Origin of the sequence: Bradyrhizobium jicamae (assembly GCF_018130695.1) — a bacterium.
Lineage (GTDB): Bacteria > Pseudomonadota > Alphaproteobacteria > Rhizobiales > Xanthobacteraceae > Bradyrhizobium > Bradyrhizobium jicamae_B.
Map to the genome: position 1 here is coordinate 59,099 of NZ_JAFCJX010000004.1, position 16,496 is coordinate 75,594.

General features: G+C 64.0%; 15 protein-coding genes. 1 reads left to right on the plus strand and 14 read right to left on the minus strand.

Features of this window, described 5'->3' with window-relative positions; all coding sequences use genetic code 11:
• Position 1: 1 nt before the first annotated feature.
• The 12 genes from JQ604_RS07120 to JQ604_RS07175 all read right to left on the minus strand — a co-directional run bounded on the left by JQ604_RS07120 (position 2) and on the right by JQ604_RS07175 (position 12,509).
• Positions 2 to 2,026: a hydantoinase/oxoprolinase family protein gene (locus JQ604_RS07120; protein WP_212354777.1), complete on the minus strand. Its 2,025-nt coding sequence runs from the start codon at positions 2,024 to 2,026 to the stop codon at positions 2 to 4.
• 239 nt (positions 2,027 to 2,265) lie between these two features.
• Complete coding sequence (locus JQ604_RS07125; protein ID WP_249158093.1) at positions 2,266 to 3,273, minus strand: helix-turn-helix domain-containing protein; 1,008 nt, start codon at positions 3,271 to 3,273, stop codon at positions 2,266 to 2,268.
• 174 nt (positions 3,274 to 3,447) lie between these two features.
• Positions 3,448 to 4,425 carry a biotin-dependent carboxyltransferase family protein gene (locus JQ604_RS07130; protein WP_212354779.1) on the minus strand — a complete coding sequence of 326 codons (978 nt, stop codon included), beginning with the start codon at positions 4,423 to 4,425 and terminating at the stop codon, positions 3,448 to 3,450.
• Complete coding sequence (locus tag JQ604_RS07135) at positions 4,415 to 5,290, minus strand: 5-oxoprolinase subunit B family protein (RefSeq protein WP_212354781.1); 876 nt, start codon at positions 5,288 to 5,290, stop codon at positions 4,415 to 4,417. The genes JQ604_RS07130 and JQ604_RS07135 overlap by 11 nt, the downstream gene beginning before the upstream one ends.
• Before the next feature lie 36 nt (positions 5,291 to 5,326).
• Positions 5,327 to 6,700 carry an acetyl-CoA carboxylase biotin carboxylase subunit gene (locus JQ604_RS07140; protein WP_212354783.1) on the minus strand — a complete coding sequence of 458 codons (1,374 nt, stop codon included), beginning with the start codon at positions 6,698 to 6,700 and terminating at the stop codon, positions 5,327 to 5,329.
• A gap of 16 nt (positions 6,701 to 6,716) precedes the next feature.
• Positions 6,717 to 6,959 carry an acetyl-CoA carboxylase gene (locus JQ604_RS07145; protein WP_212354785.1) on the minus strand — a complete coding sequence of 81 codons (243 nt, stop codon included), beginning with the start codon at positions 6,957 to 6,959 and terminating at the stop codon, positions 6,717 to 6,719.
• Between the two features lie 41 nt (positions 6,960 to 7,000).
• Positions 7,001 to 7,729: a LamB/YcsF family protein gene (locus tag JQ604_RS07150; RefSeq protein WP_212354787.1), complete on the minus strand. Its 729-nt coding sequence runs from the start codon at positions 7,727 to 7,729 to the stop codon at positions 7,001 to 7,003.
• A gap of 103 nt (positions 7,730 to 7,832) precedes the next feature.
• Positions 7,833 to 9,020, minus strand: a complete 1,188-nt coding sequence (locus JQ604_RS07155) for an ABC transporter substrate-binding protein (RefSeq protein ID WP_212354789.1) — start codon at positions 9,018 to 9,020, stop codon at positions 7,833 to 7,835.
• A 29-nt stretch (positions 9,021 to 9,049) separates the two neighbouring features.
• A complete protein-coding gene (locus JQ604_RS07160; RefSeq protein WP_212354791.1) occupies positions 9,050 to 10,123 on the minus strand; it encodes a branched-chain amino acid ABC transporter permease in 1,074 nt (357 codons plus the stop codon).
• 3 nt (positions 10,124 to 10,126) lie between these two features.
• Positions 10,127 to 11,041, minus strand: a complete 915-nt coding sequence (locus JQ604_RS07165; protein WP_212354793.1) for a branched-chain amino acid ABC transporter permease — start codon at positions 11,039 to 11,041, stop codon at positions 10,127 to 10,129.
• Positions 11,042 to 11,043: 2 nt separating this feature from the next.
• Complete coding sequence (locus tag JQ604_RS07170) at positions 11,044 to 11,766, minus strand: ABC transporter ATP-binding protein (RefSeq protein ID WP_212354795.1); 723 nt, start codon at positions 11,764 to 11,766, stop codon at positions 11,044 to 11,046.
• Positions 11,763 to 12,509 carry an ABC transporter ATP-binding protein gene (locus JQ604_RS07175; RefSeq protein WP_249158094.1) on the minus strand — a complete coding sequence of 249 codons (747 nt, stop codon included), beginning with the start codon at positions 12,507 to 12,509 and terminating at the stop codon, positions 11,763 to 11,765. The genes JQ604_RS07170 and JQ604_RS07175 overlap by 4 nt, the downstream gene beginning before the upstream one ends.
• Before the next feature lie 118 nt (positions 12,510 to 12,627).
• On the opposite strand from JQ604_RS07175, the gene JQ604_RS07180 reads away from it, so the two are divergent.
• Positions 12,628 to 13,548: a LysR substrate-binding domain-containing protein gene (locus JQ604_RS07180; protein WP_212354798.1), complete on the plus strand. Its 921-nt coding sequence runs from the start codon at positions 12,628 to 12,630 to the stop codon at positions 13,546 to 13,548.
• Positions 13,549 to 13,584: 36 nt separating this feature from the next.
• Here JQ604_RS07180 and JQ604_RS07185 read toward each other — a convergent pair whose 3' ends face one another.
• The gene (locus JQ604_RS07185) at positions 13,585 to 15,111 is read right to left on the minus strand and encodes an ABC transporter substrate-binding protein (RefSeq protein ID WP_249158096.1); all 1,527 of its coding nucleotides are present in this window, start codon (positions 15,109 to 15,111) and stop codon (positions 13,585 to 13,587) included.
• A 97-nt stretch (positions 15,112 to 15,208) separates the two neighbouring features.
• On the minus strand, positions 15,209 to 16,411 hold the full coding sequence (locus JQ604_RS07190) for a serine hydrolase domain-containing protein (protein WP_212354802.1): 1,203 nt from the start codon (positions 16,409 to 16,411) through the stop codon (positions 15,209 to 15,211).
• Positions 16,412 to 16,496 lie beyond the last annotated feature (85 nt).

Consider the following 16,496-nt stretch of genomic DNA (forward strand, 5'->3'; position numbering starts at 1 on the left):
TTCAGTCCTTCACGCGGATGATGATGTTGAGATATTTGTCGACCTCGGCGCTGGCGCCGGGCGGCACGACGGTGGTCGCGTCGACCTGCTCGACGATCGCCGGGCCCTGAAAGGAGAAGCCGCAGGGCAGGTCGTTGCGGGCATAGACGGGCGTATCGAGCCCATTGCCTTCGAACCAAACCCTGCGGCGGCTGACCGGCTCCGGGATCACGCCGGTCGGCTTGTGGACGGCGAACTCGGCTTTCGGCACGACGCCGATGGCTTTCAGGTTCAGCCGGAAGAAGCTCACGGGCGAGTCGTCGCGGCGGAAATTGTATTCGCGCTTGTGCTCGGCGTGGAAACTCTGCACCAGATCGGTGATCGCGCCGATCGGGCGCGGTGCTTGCACCGCGAGCGAGCGCCATTGACCGCGATACATCATGTCGATCGACCGCTGCAACACGATGTCGCCTTCTGCGACGCCCTCGTGGGTGAGCCGGGCCAGCGCTTCCTTCTCCAGCGCGACGAACTGCGCCTCGATGTCGGCGGAGTCGGCCTCGTCGGCGCCGACCATGCAGCTCTGCGAAAAGTCGTGCTGCATATCGACCAGCAGGCAGCCGAGCGCCGAGGTGACGCCGGGATTGGGCGGCACGATCACGACCGGGATCGCGAGCTCGCGCGCCACGTCGACGCCATGCAGGGCCCCGGCGCCGCCGAAAGCGACCAATGCGAAATCGCGCGGATCATAGCCGCGGCTGATCGAGATCAGGCGCACTGCATCCGACATGTTGGCGTTGGCCACCTTGACGATCGCGTCCGCCGCCTCATGCAGGCCGAGGCCGAACGGTTTTGCAACGCCATCCTCGACCGCCTGCCGGGCAAGCGCAGGATCGAGCTTGACCTTGCCGCCGGCGAGATCGGTGCCGAGCCGACCCAGCGTGACGTTGGCGTCGGTGTTGGTTGGCTGGGTGTTGCCGTTGCCGTAACAGGCTGGACCCGGAAAAGCGCCGGCCGATTGCGGGCCATTGCGCAGGGAGCCAGCCGGATCGGTCCAGGCCAACGATCCGCCGCCGGCACCGATGGTGAGCACCTCGATGGAGGCAAAGCGGATCGGATAACCGAACTCGATGCACCAGTCCTTGGTGATGCGCGAGTGGCCCTCATAGGCCAGCGAGACGTCGGTCGAGGTGCCGCCCATGTCGAGGCCGATCGAATTGGGATAGCCGCAGAGGCCGGCGATGTAGCGGCTGGCGATAGCGCCTGCGGCGATTCCGGAGCCGGCAAGGCGCGCGGCGAAATCCTTGACGCTGGCCGGCGTCATGACGCCGCCGCCGGTGTGCAGCAGCAGCAGATCGCGCGTGTAGCCTTCGTCTGCGAGGCGGTCGCCGAGCCGGCTGGTGTAGTTGACGACGACCGGACTCACTACGGCATTGGCGACGGTCGTCGAAAACCGCTCGTGCTCGAAGATTTCGGGCAGGACCTGCGAGGAGATCGAGACCGGGATGTCCGGCATTTCCTCGAGCAGGATGTCGCGCATCGCGCGCTCGTTCGCGCCGTTGAGATAGGCATTCATGAAGCAGACCGCGATCGCAGCAACGCCACGGCGCTTGAGGATACGTGCGACATTGCGTGCGGCCTCGAAGTCGAGCGGCTGGATCACCTGGCCGCTCGCATCGACGCGTTCGGGCACGGTGAGCCGGTCGCGCCGCGGCACGTAGGGCCGGACCACGTCCTTGTAGGTGTCCCAGAGGTCTTCCTTGTTGGCGCGGCGGATCTCGATGACGTCGCGAAAACCTTCGGTGCTGACGACGGCGGTGCGGGGCAGGCGGCGGGTGATCAGCGCGTTGGTCGCAACCGTGGTGCCGTGCGAGAACAGCGCCACCTTGGACAGGTCGATGCCGGCCTTGGACACACCGCCCATGATCCCCTCGATGGGGTCGCGGGTGGAGGAGGTCTTCTCGATGCGAATGAGGCCGGTGGCCTCATCCATGATGCAGATGTCGGTGAAGGTGCCGCCGACGTCAACGGCCACGCGAAGGTTCTGCACGATGGGCCTTCCTTTCCAGCATTCTTTTGCCGACCGTTGTTGGGCGAGCGCGCAGGCTCATCCGGACAGCTGGTCCGGAGCCGCGCGCCGCCGTTCGACCGGCGGATGTCGAAGATGTCGGAAGGATGATAGGCAGATCGTCAGCGACACTCTTGTCGCTGAGCGCAAGACAATTTGTGCCAGAGAGCACGACGGCTCAAACGCGCCGGCTCAGTTGACCGCGACCGAATGGGGCAGGTTCACGAATTGGGTGTGCGCGATGCCGCGCGTGCCTCGCTCGGTGAGCAGCCGAAACGGCCGCGATAGTTCCGGCTGAACTGTGCCTGATCGCCAAAGCCGCATTGATAGGCGATCTCCGAGATGCTCTTGCGGCAGTTCGGATCGCGCAGCATGGCGTCACACATCAGCAGGCGCTGATTGCGGATATAGGCGCTCACGGTGACGCCCTCGCGCTCGAAGATCTGGTGCAGGTAGCGCAGTGAAATGCCGCAGCCGTCGGCCACCATTTGCGGCGTGAGCCGCATGTCGTCGATGTGCGTGCGGATGAACTGCTCGCAGCGATGCAGATGAGCATTGCGAACGGTGGACGAGTGGCCGGCCAGCACGCGCTCATCCGACTCCACCGCCATCGCCAGCAGATCGATCAAATGCTTGCCCATCATGGTGCGGGCGGTCTCGTCCATTTCCCCGATCCGCTCGCCGGCAAGGCGCAGCGTCTCGACGAACAGCGCGCCGACGCTGCGGCTGGCATCGAACTGCAACGTCGCCAGTCGTTCGGGGCGGGAGATTCGGCCGCGCAACACCGCGCTCGGGATCTTCAGCACCCACAGCGCGGCCGGATCGCAATGGCTGAACTCATAGGGCAGATGGCTGCGCTCGATCAGGAAGGCGCCCGGCTTGCAGCGGATGTCCTTGCCGTCCTGCTCGAAGCGGATTTCGGCGAGCTCCGGCACCGTGATCAGGAAGCTCTCCTCACGCTCATTGAGGAGGTGGCGTTCATGCCGCTTGTAGAGCAGGCCGTCCGAGACGTTGCGGGAGATCGACACCGGGCCGAGCGACCAGGCGCCCAGATTGCCGCGGAAGTCGTGGCCGCCAAGAAAGCGGAGGTCGAGCGAATAGTAGATGTCGGAGACGACCTGCTGCCAGAACTGGCGGCGTTGGTGGGCGGGAATGTCGTTGGTCGCGAAAGTGGTCTGCATCTTGCGCTCCGTCACTGCCGTCGACTGCTGCACTCCAGTTGCCGTCATCATCAGCTTCGCGAGGACGTCAGGATGACGTCAAGTCCAATAGAAGGGAAAGCTGATATTTTAGGCCGGGTTTGCCCAATTTCGATGAGGGGCAACCGCAAGGTGGACACTGCGGTCGTCGACAACTTCCCAGACGAATCCGGCGGGTTGTCGACGACCAGAGCAGGTCAATGTTCAGACCAGGGAACTGCGCAGCTTCGCCAGCAATCCGGCGCGATCGTGACGGGCTGCAAGCGCTTCGTCCATTCCGACCTTGACGAACCTGACCGGCATGTTCGGCTGCAACTGACCGATCAGATCCATGTCGGCGGCGATCACGGTGCCGACCATGAAATAGCCGCCACCCGAGACGGCGTCACGGTGCAGCACGATCGGCTCGGTGCCTCCGGGCACCTGGATCGAGCCATAGGGATAGCAGGCATCAGTGATGTTGGAGGGATCGGAACCGGCGCCGAACGGCGGTTCGCGCGGCACGAACTCCAGCGGCTTGCCGCCCCTGAAGCGATAGCCGATCCGGTCGGCCTCGGGCGCGACTTTCCAGGTGTCGGAGAAGAAGCCATTGCCGGCCTGCTCTGTGATGCGATGCCAGTAGAGGCCCGGCATCGCGCGCAACTCGGTGGGCATTCCCGCCGGCAGGCCGCGCAACTCCTTGGCGATCGTGCGGCCTTCGCTGACCGATGCCGAGCTCGTGCCAACCGGTAACTCATCGCCAGCTTCGAGCTTGCGGCCCTTGAAGCCGCCGAGCGCTCCGAGCGCGTAGGTCGAGCGCGAGCCGAGCACCAGCGGCACGTCGATGCCACCGGAGACGGCGATGTAGGCGCGCGCGCCCTGCTTCAGGAAATCGAAGGAGAGTTTCTGGCCGCGCTTCACCTGAAAACTGGTCCAGGTCTCGCGTGGCGTGCCGTCGAGCTTTGGCGGCAATTCGGCCCCCGTCACGGCAACCATGGCGTCGTCGGTGAATTCAAGCTCGGGTCCCATGAAGACGGCCTCGAGCACGGCGGCGCCTTCCTCATTGCCGACGAGCAGATTGGCGGCCGCGAGCGCATGGCGATCCATGCCGCCGGAAAGGGGAATGCCGATATGGTAATAGCCGGGACGGCCAAGATCCTGCACGGTGGTTGCAAGACCCGGCTTCAAAACCTTAATGGCCATGGAGAACCCCCTCGAGCTTGCGATTGTAGCCGTCGATGTCGCGATTGAACTCGGTCAGCGAGAACGCGACGTCGCGGATGGTTGGCGCGAAGCGGCCGGCATCGACGTCGGCCACTGCTGCGTCATAGGCGGCACGGTCGATCGGCTTCCACTTCACGATGTCGCCTGGTCTGAACAGGCACATGAAGTCGCGGAGGTAGCTGATCTCCTGGTTCGGATCGTAGATCGGCATCGGCGTGATACCGAACATCTGGTAGCCGCCGGCACCACGCACCGAATAGATGCAGCCGAAGCAGCCGCCATGCCCGACGGTAAGCTTGGGCGTATCCGTGCGAGGACGCAGGTATTTGGGCGCCTGAATTTGCCGCTGGCGCTCGACCATCTGATAGAGAAAGGGCAGGCCGGCGACGAAGCCGACCATCGAGACGAACCAGGGTGCGCTTGAATGCGCCTTGATGAAGCCGTCAATGCCGTCGAGATTGTTGATGCGCGCTGCGTATTCGATGTCCGTGCCATTGGGGTCCTGGTGGCGCTCGCGGAAGCGCATCAGCGTCTCATGCGTCCAGGGATCGTTGTAGAGCACGGGGATTTCGATGATCCGCGTCTTGATCACCGGCTCGGACTTCTCGGTCGCCGTGTCGAGTCGCTTCAGCTCGGCGAGGAGATCATCGGGCTTGATCTGATCGGGGTCGAACTTGACCTGATAGGACGCGTTGGCCGGACATATCTCGGTCACGCCCTTGATCTTGGCGTCGCGCACCGCGTTGGTGATGAAGAGGCTCTTGAAGAAAGCCTCGAGCGACATGGAATCATCGACTTCGGCGAAGATATGTTCGTCGCCGCCGAAGGAAAATCGCGTTTGCATGGGACTACGGCCTCCTGTTGCTGACGGGGCGGGTGATCATGGGACCGACGGCGCGGCCTTGGCGTGCGAAGCAAGCCAGGGTTCGAGCCAGGCGGTGTGGAAACGTCCGGCCCGCACGTCGGGATCGCGGGCAAGGGCCTGATGCAGGGGTTTTGTCGTCGCCAGGCCTTCGATGGTGAGTTCGGCGAGCGCACCCTCGAGCCGCCGGATCGCGCTCGCGCGATCCTCGGCATGGACGATCAGCTTGCCGAGCAGGCTGTCGTAGAAGGGCGGCACGGTGTAGCCGGCATAGAGCATGCTGTCGAAGCGGACGCCGTCGCTGGAGGGGATAGCGAGCGCGCTGACCGTGCCGGGGTTCGGCATGAAGCTCTTTGCAGGATCCTCGGCGTTGATCCGCACTTCGATCGAATGGCCGCTGACACGGACCTCGTCCTGGCGGATGCTGAGCGGCTCGCCACCGGCGATCCGGATCATCTCGCGCACGAGGTCAATGCCGGTCACCATCTCGGTGACGGGATGCTCGACCTGAATGCGGGTGTTCATCTCCAGGAAGTAGAACGCGCCGGTTCGGTCGTCATAGAGATATTCGAGCGTGCCGGCGCCGCGGTAGTTGACCGCCTTGGCAAGCGCGACCGCCGATGCGCAGAGTTGTTCGCGAACGGCCGGCGTCAGCGACGGCGAGGGGGCTTCCTCCCACACCTTTTGCCGGCGGCGCTGCAGCGAGCATTCGCGCTCGAAACAGTGGATGACGTCCTTGCCATCGCCGAGCACCTGCACCTCGATGTGCCGCGCACCCTCGACGAGCTTCTCGACATAAAGGCCACCATCGCCGAATGCCGCCAACGCCTCGGCCTGCGCCTGCGGCATCAGATGATGGAACTCTTCAACCGTGCGCGCGATGCGGATGCCGCGGCCACCGCCGCCAGCTGCAGCCTTGATCATCACGGGAAAGCCGGTCTTTTCGACCAGTGCAAAGGCTGCTTCGGGAGACTCCAGGCGTCCCTCGCTGCCCGGAACGGTCGGGACACCCGCCGATGCCGCGGCTTCTCGCGCAGCGACCTTGTCGCCCATCAGGCGGATCGCATGCGCAGTCGGGCCGACGAAGATCAACCCCGCCACTTCGACGGCTGCGGCGAACTCGGCGTTTTCGGCGAGGAAGCCGTAGCCGGGATGAATGGCGTCGGCGCCTGTGCTCTCGGCTGCGGCCAGAATCTTCGCCTGGTCGAGATAGGACTTGGAGGCCTGCGGCGGGCCGATCTCGACGGACTCGTCGGCAAGCTTGACCGCAAGCGAATCCTTGTCGGCCTTGCTGTAGACCTGCACGGTCGCAATTCCGAGTTCGCGCGCCGCGCGGTTGATGCGCACCGCGATCTCGCCGCGATTGGCAATGAGGAGCTTTTTGATCGTCATGGACAACAGGGGACGCTCAAACGTCGATCTCGGCGATGGGCTGGCCGGCCATCACCGCTTCCTCGTTCTCGGCAAGGAAGCGCAGGATCTTGCCGGCAGCGCCTGCCTTGACCTCGTTAAAGGACTTCATCACCTCGATCAGGCCGATCGTATCGTCTTCGGTGATGACGTCGCCATCAGCCTTGTAGACCGGCTTGTCCGGCGCCGGCTTGCGGTAGAAGATGCCTGGTAGCGGCGAGAATATCTGCTGGGTGGCCATGAATTGCTCCTCGTGGGTTCGTGTCGACCTTGGCCTTTTGCTCAAGGCGCCGTCAAATAGGGACGAACTGCCTCGCGAACAGCTTCTGCGATCGCGACGGCGTTGGGCGTGTCGGAATGAATGCAGATCGAATCGGCGCCGACCACGATGTCGTTGCCGGCGACCGATCGGGTCTTGCCTTCATTCACGGCGCGGGTGCAGCGCGAGGCGGCATCGACCGGATCCTTGGCGTCATGCTCGCGCGTGATGATCAGGCTGCCATCGGCGTTGTAGTCGAGATCGGCGTAATATTCGGCAACGAAGGTGTGGCCGCGGCGTTCATAGACCTTCTGATGCAGCGTTCCCTTCATGCCGAGCAGCGGCACCTTGTAGACGTCAGCGGCGTCGGCGACAGCTTCCGCGATCTCCTCGTTGCGTGACGCCATGCCGTAGAGCGCGCCGTGCGGCTTGATATGGTTCAGCGGCATGCCTTCGGCGTCCAGGAACGCCTTGAGCGCACCGATCTGATAGAGCAGGCAGTTGGCAAGCTCATCGCGGTCGATCTTCATCTCGCGGCGGCCAAAGCCCTGCAGATCGGGCAGCGACGGATGCGCGCCCACCTTGACGCCATGTTTCTTGGCGAGCTGCACAGTCCTGCGCATGTGATTGAAATCCGAGGCATGAAAGCCGCAAGCGACGTTGGCGACGTCGATATGGGGCATCAGCGCCTTGTCATCGCCCATCTTGTAGAGGCCGTAGGCCTCACCCATGTCGCAGTTAATGACGACCATGTCTCATTGTCCTCCCATTGTCTTTCTTCCGGTCAGGTGCGTACGATTAAGCGCCGCGCCGCGCGCGGGTGCGGAGGGCACTCGCGCGCGGCACATCAGTTGGTTACTTGGAAACGAGGTAGTCGACCGGGATCTTCTCCGAGATCGTCCACTGATCGATCACCTTCGGCTTGCCGGCCTCGGTGTCGACGATCAGATAGCGGCCCTGGTTCTGGTGATGGATGTCCTTGGTGAAGGTGCGCGGTCCGAACAGCGTGGCCTCGTCCTTCATCTTCTCGAGCTCGGCGACGACGCCGGCGGCATCGGTCGTCTTGGCGCGCTCGACCGCCTTGGCCCAGACGTCGATCAGGACGTAGCCGGGATAGACGTACTGGCTGGACGGATCGCCGCCGGTGACTTCCTTGTACTTCTTGTTGAATTCGTTGACCTTCGGGTTCGGATCGTCGCCGTAGACCGAGCCCTGCACCGGAACGTAGAAGTTCGACAGGTCGGGCACGGCGTTCAGCCAGTAGCTGCCATCCACGCCCGAGCCGTTGAGGATCATCGACTTGATGCCGGCGGCGCGGATCTGCTTGATGGCCGAGACGGCACCCGGCATCATCGTGCAGAGCATGATGGCGTCGGGCTCCTTCGGCAGGCTCTTGATGCGTGTGATCTGGGACGCGATCGAGGCGTCATCGTTCTTGAAGGTGTCGCTGCCGGCGAGCTTGGCGTCTTTCAGACGCGGCAGCATCCAGTCGAAGCCGTCGCAGATGCCCTTGTTGTAGACCGTCCAGCTGTCGAGCAGGCGGTAGAAGTTGCGGGCTTCCTTCTTGTTGTAGGCCCATTCCGCCATGGTCGCGCCCTGCACGGCGGCCAGCACCGAGGCCGAGAACGAGAACGGACCGACGCCGGGAATGCCGGCCTTGATCGATTCCGCGCACAGGAAGAAGGAGACCTTGCCGGCCGCCTGCGCCTGCAGGGCTGCCGGGGCGCCGAAGTCGTAGTCGCAGGAGACGATGACGAGGTCCGCGCCCTGGTCGAGCACGGCAAGGCCCGCCTTGGCGCCTTCGGCCTGATCGGTCTTAGTGTCGGCGAACACGGCCTTGATCTTCTTGCCGAGCAGGCCGCCCGCCTTGTTGATCTCCTCGATACGGATCAAGGCGGCGTCCTGGGCAGGCTTGTCGTAGGCCTGCATGAAGCCGGATGCCGCGGTGGCGAATCCGACGACGATCTCGTTCGCGGCGCGGGCCGGCGTCAGCAGCAGTGCGGTCGCCCCGGCCAGCACGCCCAGTAGTTTCAAGATACGCATTGTCCACTCCTCCAATGATGCATCGAACTTCAGTTGATTTCCTTCAGCGCCGTCTGCACGGAAGGTGCGAGGCGCCGCTGAAGCGGCCAGCCGCGCCAGGAGAATTCCCGGTTGCGGGTGAGGCCGGTCGGCAGGTAGATCAGGATGATGATGGTGATGATGCCGATCGCGATCTCCTGGACTCCGTTCGGCAGGCCGACCGTCACGCCGCCCAGGCTGACGCCCTTTTCGAGGTTGCGGAACAGCTCGATCAGCACCGACATCGCGACGACGCCGGACACCGCGCCGCTCAAGCTGTACATGCCGCCGACCACCAGCATCGACAGCGTGATGAAGGTGGTGCGCAGGTAGAACGAACCGGGATTGACGATGCTGAGGAAGTGCCCGTAGAGCGCGCCCGCCAGGCCAATGATGAAAGCGCTGACGACGAAGGCGATCAGCCGCTCGCGCACGATGTCGACGCCGGAGGCGCTCGCCGCGACCGCCTCATCGCGCGTGGCGCGCAGCGCAAGGCCGGAGCGGGAGATCGAATAGAGGTAGGCGATCACGATCGCGACCGCGGCGCCGAGCCAGCCGATCCAGACGTTCATCGTGGGCGGAATGCCGACGATCGAACCCTGGCCGCCGGTGACGGTGTCCCAGTTCGAATAGACATTGTTGACGACGCCGAGCAGGCCGAAAGTCGCAATCGAGGCGGCGATCCCGGAGAGGCGCATGATGATACGGCCGACGATCAGCGCAAACAGTGCGGCGAACACGCCGGAGATCGGGGTGGCGACCCACATCGGCAGTTGCGTGTGCAGCAGCCAGCCCGGCAGGCCCTTCAGCGTGATCGACTTCATGACGGGCGGAATGGCGAGCCACGCCGTCATGTAGGCGCCGAGGCACATGAAGCTGATATGCCCGAACGACAGCAGGCCGGAATTGCCAACGAAAGCGTAGAGCCCGACCACCACCATGATGTTGATGAACATCTCGATGGCGGTGCGGTTGAAGGCCCGGCTGCCGAACGCATAGGTCAGGGCCGCCATTGCCAGCAGCACCACGATCAGCACGATCGGCGTGGTGATCGTTTGCCTGATGACGGAGTGCGGCTTCGACATCGATCAGACTCGCTGCTTGGCGGATTTGGGCGCGAACAGGCCCTGCGGGCGCGCCAGCAGAACCACGATGACGGCGCCATAAACGAAGGCATCACGGAACACGCGGGCGTCATGCGGCAGCGTAGCCTGGAACACGACGCTGGCGGCACCGATCAGGAAGCCGGCGGCGACCGCACCGGGCACGCTGCCCAGGCCACCGATTACGGTGGCGATAAACGCGATCAGCATGACATTGGCACCCATGCCGATGTCGGCGGTGCCGGAATTGGTGGCGAGGATCAAGCCGATCGCCGCCGCCAGCATGCCGCTGATGGCGAAGGCGAGCAGGATGACGCCGTTGGCGCGTACGCCGAGCATGCGGGCCATCGTGAAATTGTCGGCGGCGGCGCGCATCTCCAGGCCAAAGCGGGTGCGCTTCAGGAAGAGCACGAGGACAGCCAGCACCGCGAGCGTGATGATGATGGTGACGACCTGCAGCATCGGGATGTGCGCGCCGAGGAACTCCACCGGCAGCCCGAGATTGGGCCAGAGCGTGATCGACTTCGGGCGGCTGGAGTACAGCATCAGCAGCAGATGCCGGATCACGAAGCCGAGCGCGAAGGACGCGATCATCATGGTTGCCGGATTGGCGTTGCGGAAGCGGCGGAAGACGACCACCTCCGACAACATCGACAGCGCGGCGCCGATGAACAGCAACAACGGGATCAGGAGATAGAAGGGCAGGCGGCCGGCGAACACGATCGCAGCGGCGTCGATCGAGGGCCACAACATCGCGAATACGCAGAAGGCGATGAAGTCGCCATGAGCGAAGTTCACCAGCCGCATGACGCCGAAGATGGCTGCGATTCCGAGCGCGCCCAGAGCATAGATGCTGCCCAGGCTCAGCGCGTCGAACAGGATTTGCAGGACGGCGGTCATGCCTAGTGATCTCCGAAGCCGAAATAGGCCTGCTTCAGCCGTGCGTCCTTCACCATGTCGGCGGCTGCGCCCTCAAGCACGATGCGTCCGCCGCGGATCAGCACCATCCGTCCGCCGGTCATCCTGGCGCGCGTCGAGCTCTGCTCGACGATCAGCAGCGTCAGCTTGCGCTGTGCACGCAGCCGCATCAGGATCTCGTAGACCTGATCGATGATCTTCGGCGCCAGCCCGAGCGAGGGCTCGTCGATCGCCATGATGCGAGGCGCGGCCATCAGCGCACGCCCGATCACAAGCATTTGCTGCTGGCCGCCGGACAGCATGCCGGCCGGGGTATGGCGGCGCTCGGCCAGCATGGGAAATTCCGCATAGACGGAATCGAGATCGTCGGCGATCTTCTTCCGGTCGGTCCGCATGCCGGTGCCGACCTTCAGGTTTTCCTCGATCGTCAGGCCGCCAAAAACGTTGCGTCCTTCCGGCACCAGCGAGAAGCCGCGCCGCGCGATCTCCTCCGGCGCCGCGCCCGTGATCATGCCGCCGGCCAGGGTGATGGTGCCCGAGCCTGACGGCACCACGCCGGCGATGGCGTTGAGCAGGGTCGATTTTCCGGCGCCATTGGGGCCGGTGACGAACAGGATTTCACCTTCGGCAATATCAAGAGTGACGCCGCGCAGCGCGGTGAGGCGCCCATAGCTGACGGTGATGTCGTCGACGGCCAACAGGCTCATGACGCGACCGCCTCTTCGACCGGAAGCAACTCGTCCTGCTGGGTGCCCATATAGGCGTGGCGGACTGCGTCGCTGTTGCGGATCTGGGTGGGCGAGCCAACCTCGATGATCTCGCCGGAATCGAGCACGAAGATGCGCTCGCAGAGCTCCAGCACCAGCCCGATATTGTGCTCGATCAGGAGAACGCCGATGCCGAGCTCGGCGGCGATCCGTCTGATGATGACCGCGAGGTCGTGGCTTTCATGCTCGGACATGCCGGCTGCGGGTTCGTCGAGCAGCAGATAGCGCGGCGTGCACATGATGGCGCGGCCGATCGCAACGCGGCGTTCGTCGGTGTAGGGCAGGGCGCCGGCGATCATGCCGGCGAGATGCGAGATGCCGAGCCAGGCCATCACCCGCTGGGCTTCCGCGATGGCGTCGCGGCGCCTCTGGCCGAGACCTACGCCCGTCACCTCGAGGTTGTCGATCACGGGGAGATCGCGGAACAGTCGGCCTGATTGAAAGGTGCGCGCGACACCCATACGTCGCAGCTTGTGGGCCGCGATGCCGTTGACCGCTTGACCTTCGAGCGCGACGCTGCCCGTGCCCGCTGACTGGAAGCCGGTCAGCACGTTGATGAGCGTCGTCTTTCCCGCGCCGTTCGGGCCGATCAATCCGGTGATGCGTCCGCGGGGTACGGCAAGGGTCACTTCGGAGAGCGCTTTCAGGCCCTCGAACTGGACGCTGACTTCGTGAGCGACCAATTCCAACCCACCGGACGACATTGAACGGCTTTCTCATACGCGATCGAATGATTGATTTTTGCGATGAGGTGAGGGATTGTAAAATTCGAAATATTGGTCACTGATATCGGAAAAATTTATGACGCTGACGTTCCGTCAGGTCCGCCATTTCATCGCCACCGCCGAGTCCGGCAGGGTCTCGGCGGCCGCTGCTGCGCTCAACGTGACGCAATCGGCTGTCACCGCGTCGATCAAGGCGCTCGAAGCCGATCTCGGACGCAAGCTGTTCGACCGGCATTCGAACGGCGTGACGCTCACCGTCGATGGACAGCAATTCCTGCAGCGCGCCCGTGCGATCGAGGCCAGCGTATCGGATGCGATGCAGGGACCGCATCGCTGGGGAACACAGGTCGACGGCACGGTCGACGTTGCCGTCAGCTACACCGTCGCCGGCTATTTCCTGCCGCCGCTGTTATCGCGGTTCTGGCGATCGTTTCCGGGCATCACGGTGCGGCTGCACGAATTCCAGCGCGATGCGATCGAGCAGAGCCTGATGAAGGGCACCGTCGATGCCGCGGTCATGCTGGTTTCGAACCTGCACGACCGGCGCAGCATCCGTTCGCGCCTGCTGTTGCGCTCGCCGCGCCGGCTCTGGACCTGCGCGCACCATCCGCTGCTGCACAAGGACAAGGTCACGCTGGCCGACCTCGCCAGCGAGCCGTATTTGATGCTGACCGTCGACGAGGCTGAGCGCTCCGCGATGCGCTATTGGCAGCGCACGCCACATGTGCCCAACGTGATCTTCCGGACCTTGTCCGTGGAGGCCGTCCGCAGCATGGTCGCGACCGGCATGGGGATCACGGTCCTGTCCGACATGGTCTATCGGCCATGGTCACTGGAGGGGCATCGCATCGATGTGAAGACCCTGGATGACGACGTTCACACCATGGATGTTGGTCTCGCCTGGAAAAGCAAGGCGCGCCTTTCTCCGGCAGCTCGGGCTTTCTGCGAGTATGTCGCGCATGCCTATCCCGGAGCGGAGCCGGTGCAGTTCGACTGAAGGCTCGCCGACCAGAGCTTCGACCCGCGCGCGGTCTCAGCCTGTCTTGTCGACGTTCCAGAATAGCGGGACCGGCGCGCGGACGATGTCCTTCAGCACCTTCCGCGTCGCGGCAGGCTGGTTGTACTGCCCCGTGGGAACGTGGGTCACCACATCGTAGGCGCGGCCCTGGATACGATCGGCGAGTGTCTTCTGGTCGGACGGCGAGGCGCTCCTAGCAAAACCGTCGCGCAGACGTTCGAGCTCGGTGTCCTCGACCCAGCCGAAGAAGCCACCATTCTTGCCCTTGCCGTTAACGCAGGCGTTGCCGATCGGATTGATCAGGTCGGCGCTGGCCCAGGTCGAGTGGTAGATCGACCATCCGCCTTCCGCAGGCGGCGACTGCTTGGCGCGCCGCGCGACCACCGATCCCCAATCCATGGCGAGCAGATTGACGTTCATCCCGATCGCGCGAAGCGCTTCGGCGGTGACGGTGCCGAGCGCGGTGATGATCGGGGCGTCGGTGGCATGCAGGATCGTGACCGGCTCGCCCTTGTAGCCGCCCTGTTTGAGCAGTTCCTTGGCCTTTGCCGTATCCGCCCTGGTCGACCAGCCGACCGAACTTTCGAACGGCGTGCCAGCGACGAAGATCGCGGGCGTCACCTTGTAGTAATCGGGATTGCCGATCTGCGTATCGAGCCAGTCTTGCTGGTTCACGGCGTGCAGCACCGCCTGGCGGATGTCCGGCCTATCGAATGGCGGCACGAGCCAGTTCATCCGGCACATGCCGGAGAAACCGAGCGTGTTGTAATCGGTCAGCTCGACATTGGGCGCCCGTCGAAGCAAGGGCAAATGGTCGTGCGGCGGAACTTCAAAATAGTCGATCTCGTCGTTGATCAGCGCGTTGGTGGCGATCTGGAAGTCCGGCATGCCGACCCATTCGTAACGCCCGATCTTCACGACCTTGCCGCCACCGGTGCCGTCGGACGGCTCGTCCCGCGAGATGTAATCCGGATTCTTCTCGTAGACTGCCTTCGCGCCGGGCTGGAATTCCGCGGTCGCGAAGCGGAACGGCCCGGAGCCGACATGATCCGTGATCGCCTGGTCGGCCGGAGTGGCGGCGATCCGGGCCGGCACGATGAAGGGCACATTGGCGGTCGGCTTGCCGAGGGCTGCGAGCACGAACCCGCAGGGTTCCTTCAGCACCATGCGGAAGGTTCGCTCATCGACGGCATTCAGCTCAGCGACAAATTCGAACAGCTTCTGTCCCATCGTGTCACGCTTGGCCCAGCGCTGCAGGGACGGGATCACATCCGCCGACGTCACCGGAACGCCGTCGTGAAATTTGAGTCCGGGCCGCAGGCGGAAAGTGTACACGAGCTTGTCGGCCGACACCTCCCAGGCCTCGACCATCTGCGGCTTGATCTCGAACTTCGAATTGGTCGAGAACAGCGTGTCATAGATCATGTAGCCGTGGTTCCGCGCGGTCCACGCTGTCGTCATGATCGGATCGGTAGCGCGCAGCGGCGCGTGCATCACCGCAGTGATCGTTTTCGACGATTGCGCCCGCGCGATACGCGGCATCGCAAGCCCCAGCGTTGTGCCAGCGCCGACTTGCAAGAGCTGACGCCGATTGATCGATTGCCCCATGCTTCTTCCCCTGACGTGAGCGGCAATCCCGTCAGGACTTGCCGGCAAGCCTGCTGGCGATCGCGCGGTAGCCGCGCAACCACATGTGATCGAGATCGAGGTCCATCGGCAGCGGCTGCGACGACACGCGCGCGATCACCATGTCGTTCGCCGGATCGATGTAGACCCATTGGCCGTGGATGCCGATTGCGGCAAACGGCGGCTGGCCACGCTCGATCGTGTACCATTTGCTGCGGTAGTTGCCGTTCGGGAACACCTTCGTCAGATCGCCACGTGACCAGGCTCCGGCATTGCCGTTGCATCTGATGTCATCGATCCACCAACCCGGCACCACTTGCCGCCCGTTGCTGACGCCGTTGTTACGCATCATCTCGCCAAGGCGGGCGAGGTCACGCAGCGTCGCCGAGATGCCGCCGGCGACGCGCGCGGCGCCGTGGGAGTCGACGGTGATATAGGCGTCGTGCTCCGCGCCCATCGGCTGCCAGAGATAGTTCGATAGGATCTTTGCGTAGGACAGGCCGCAGGCGCGCTCATAGACCCAGCCGAGCACGTCGGTATTGGTCGACACATAGTGGAACGTGTGTCCGTGAGGCGTGCCGTCCGGACGCAGCGTTTGCAGATATTGACGCAGATGGATCGGCGGAATGCTCGCGTCCGGCGGCTCCCAACCGGTGGAGCGCCGGTAGTTGATGACGTCGCCCGCGCGCGCCATGTAGTCCTCGTCGAAGCGAATGCCGACGCTCATGTCGAGCAGATGCCGCACCGTGCAGCCGTCGCCATAGACCGATCCATTCATTTCCGGAATGTAGCGCGTAACGGGCGCGTCCACGTCGAGCTTGCCGATGTCGGCAAGGATGCCGCCCAGCGTGCCGGCGACCGACTTGCTGACGGAGAAGACCAAATGAGCGGTGTCGGGCGTGAGACCGTTGGCGTACCACTCGAATACGACCCGGCCGCGATGCGACACCACGATTCCGTCAGTGTGGCTCGTACGCAAGGCCTCACCGAGGCCGATCGTATCGCCACGCGGGTTCGCGAAAGTAACATCCTCGAGATAGCACTGCGCGAAGGTCAGCGATGTGGGCGTCGGCGAGCGCGCGATGTTCGCCGTGGGCAATAGTTCGCGCACGTTGCGAAAAGCCCATTCGCTGAACGGATGCTGCCGCCAATTGGCGAGCGTCACTTGCGCGTCCGTGGCCGCCGGGAAGGCGGCCATGATGTGGCGTGAATTCATTCCTGGTCCGGCATTCGCTTTTTGGAACAGCGTCAAACTTCAGCGTGCGTCGGACGGCCGGCAATCAACCGGATGGTGGAGGCTT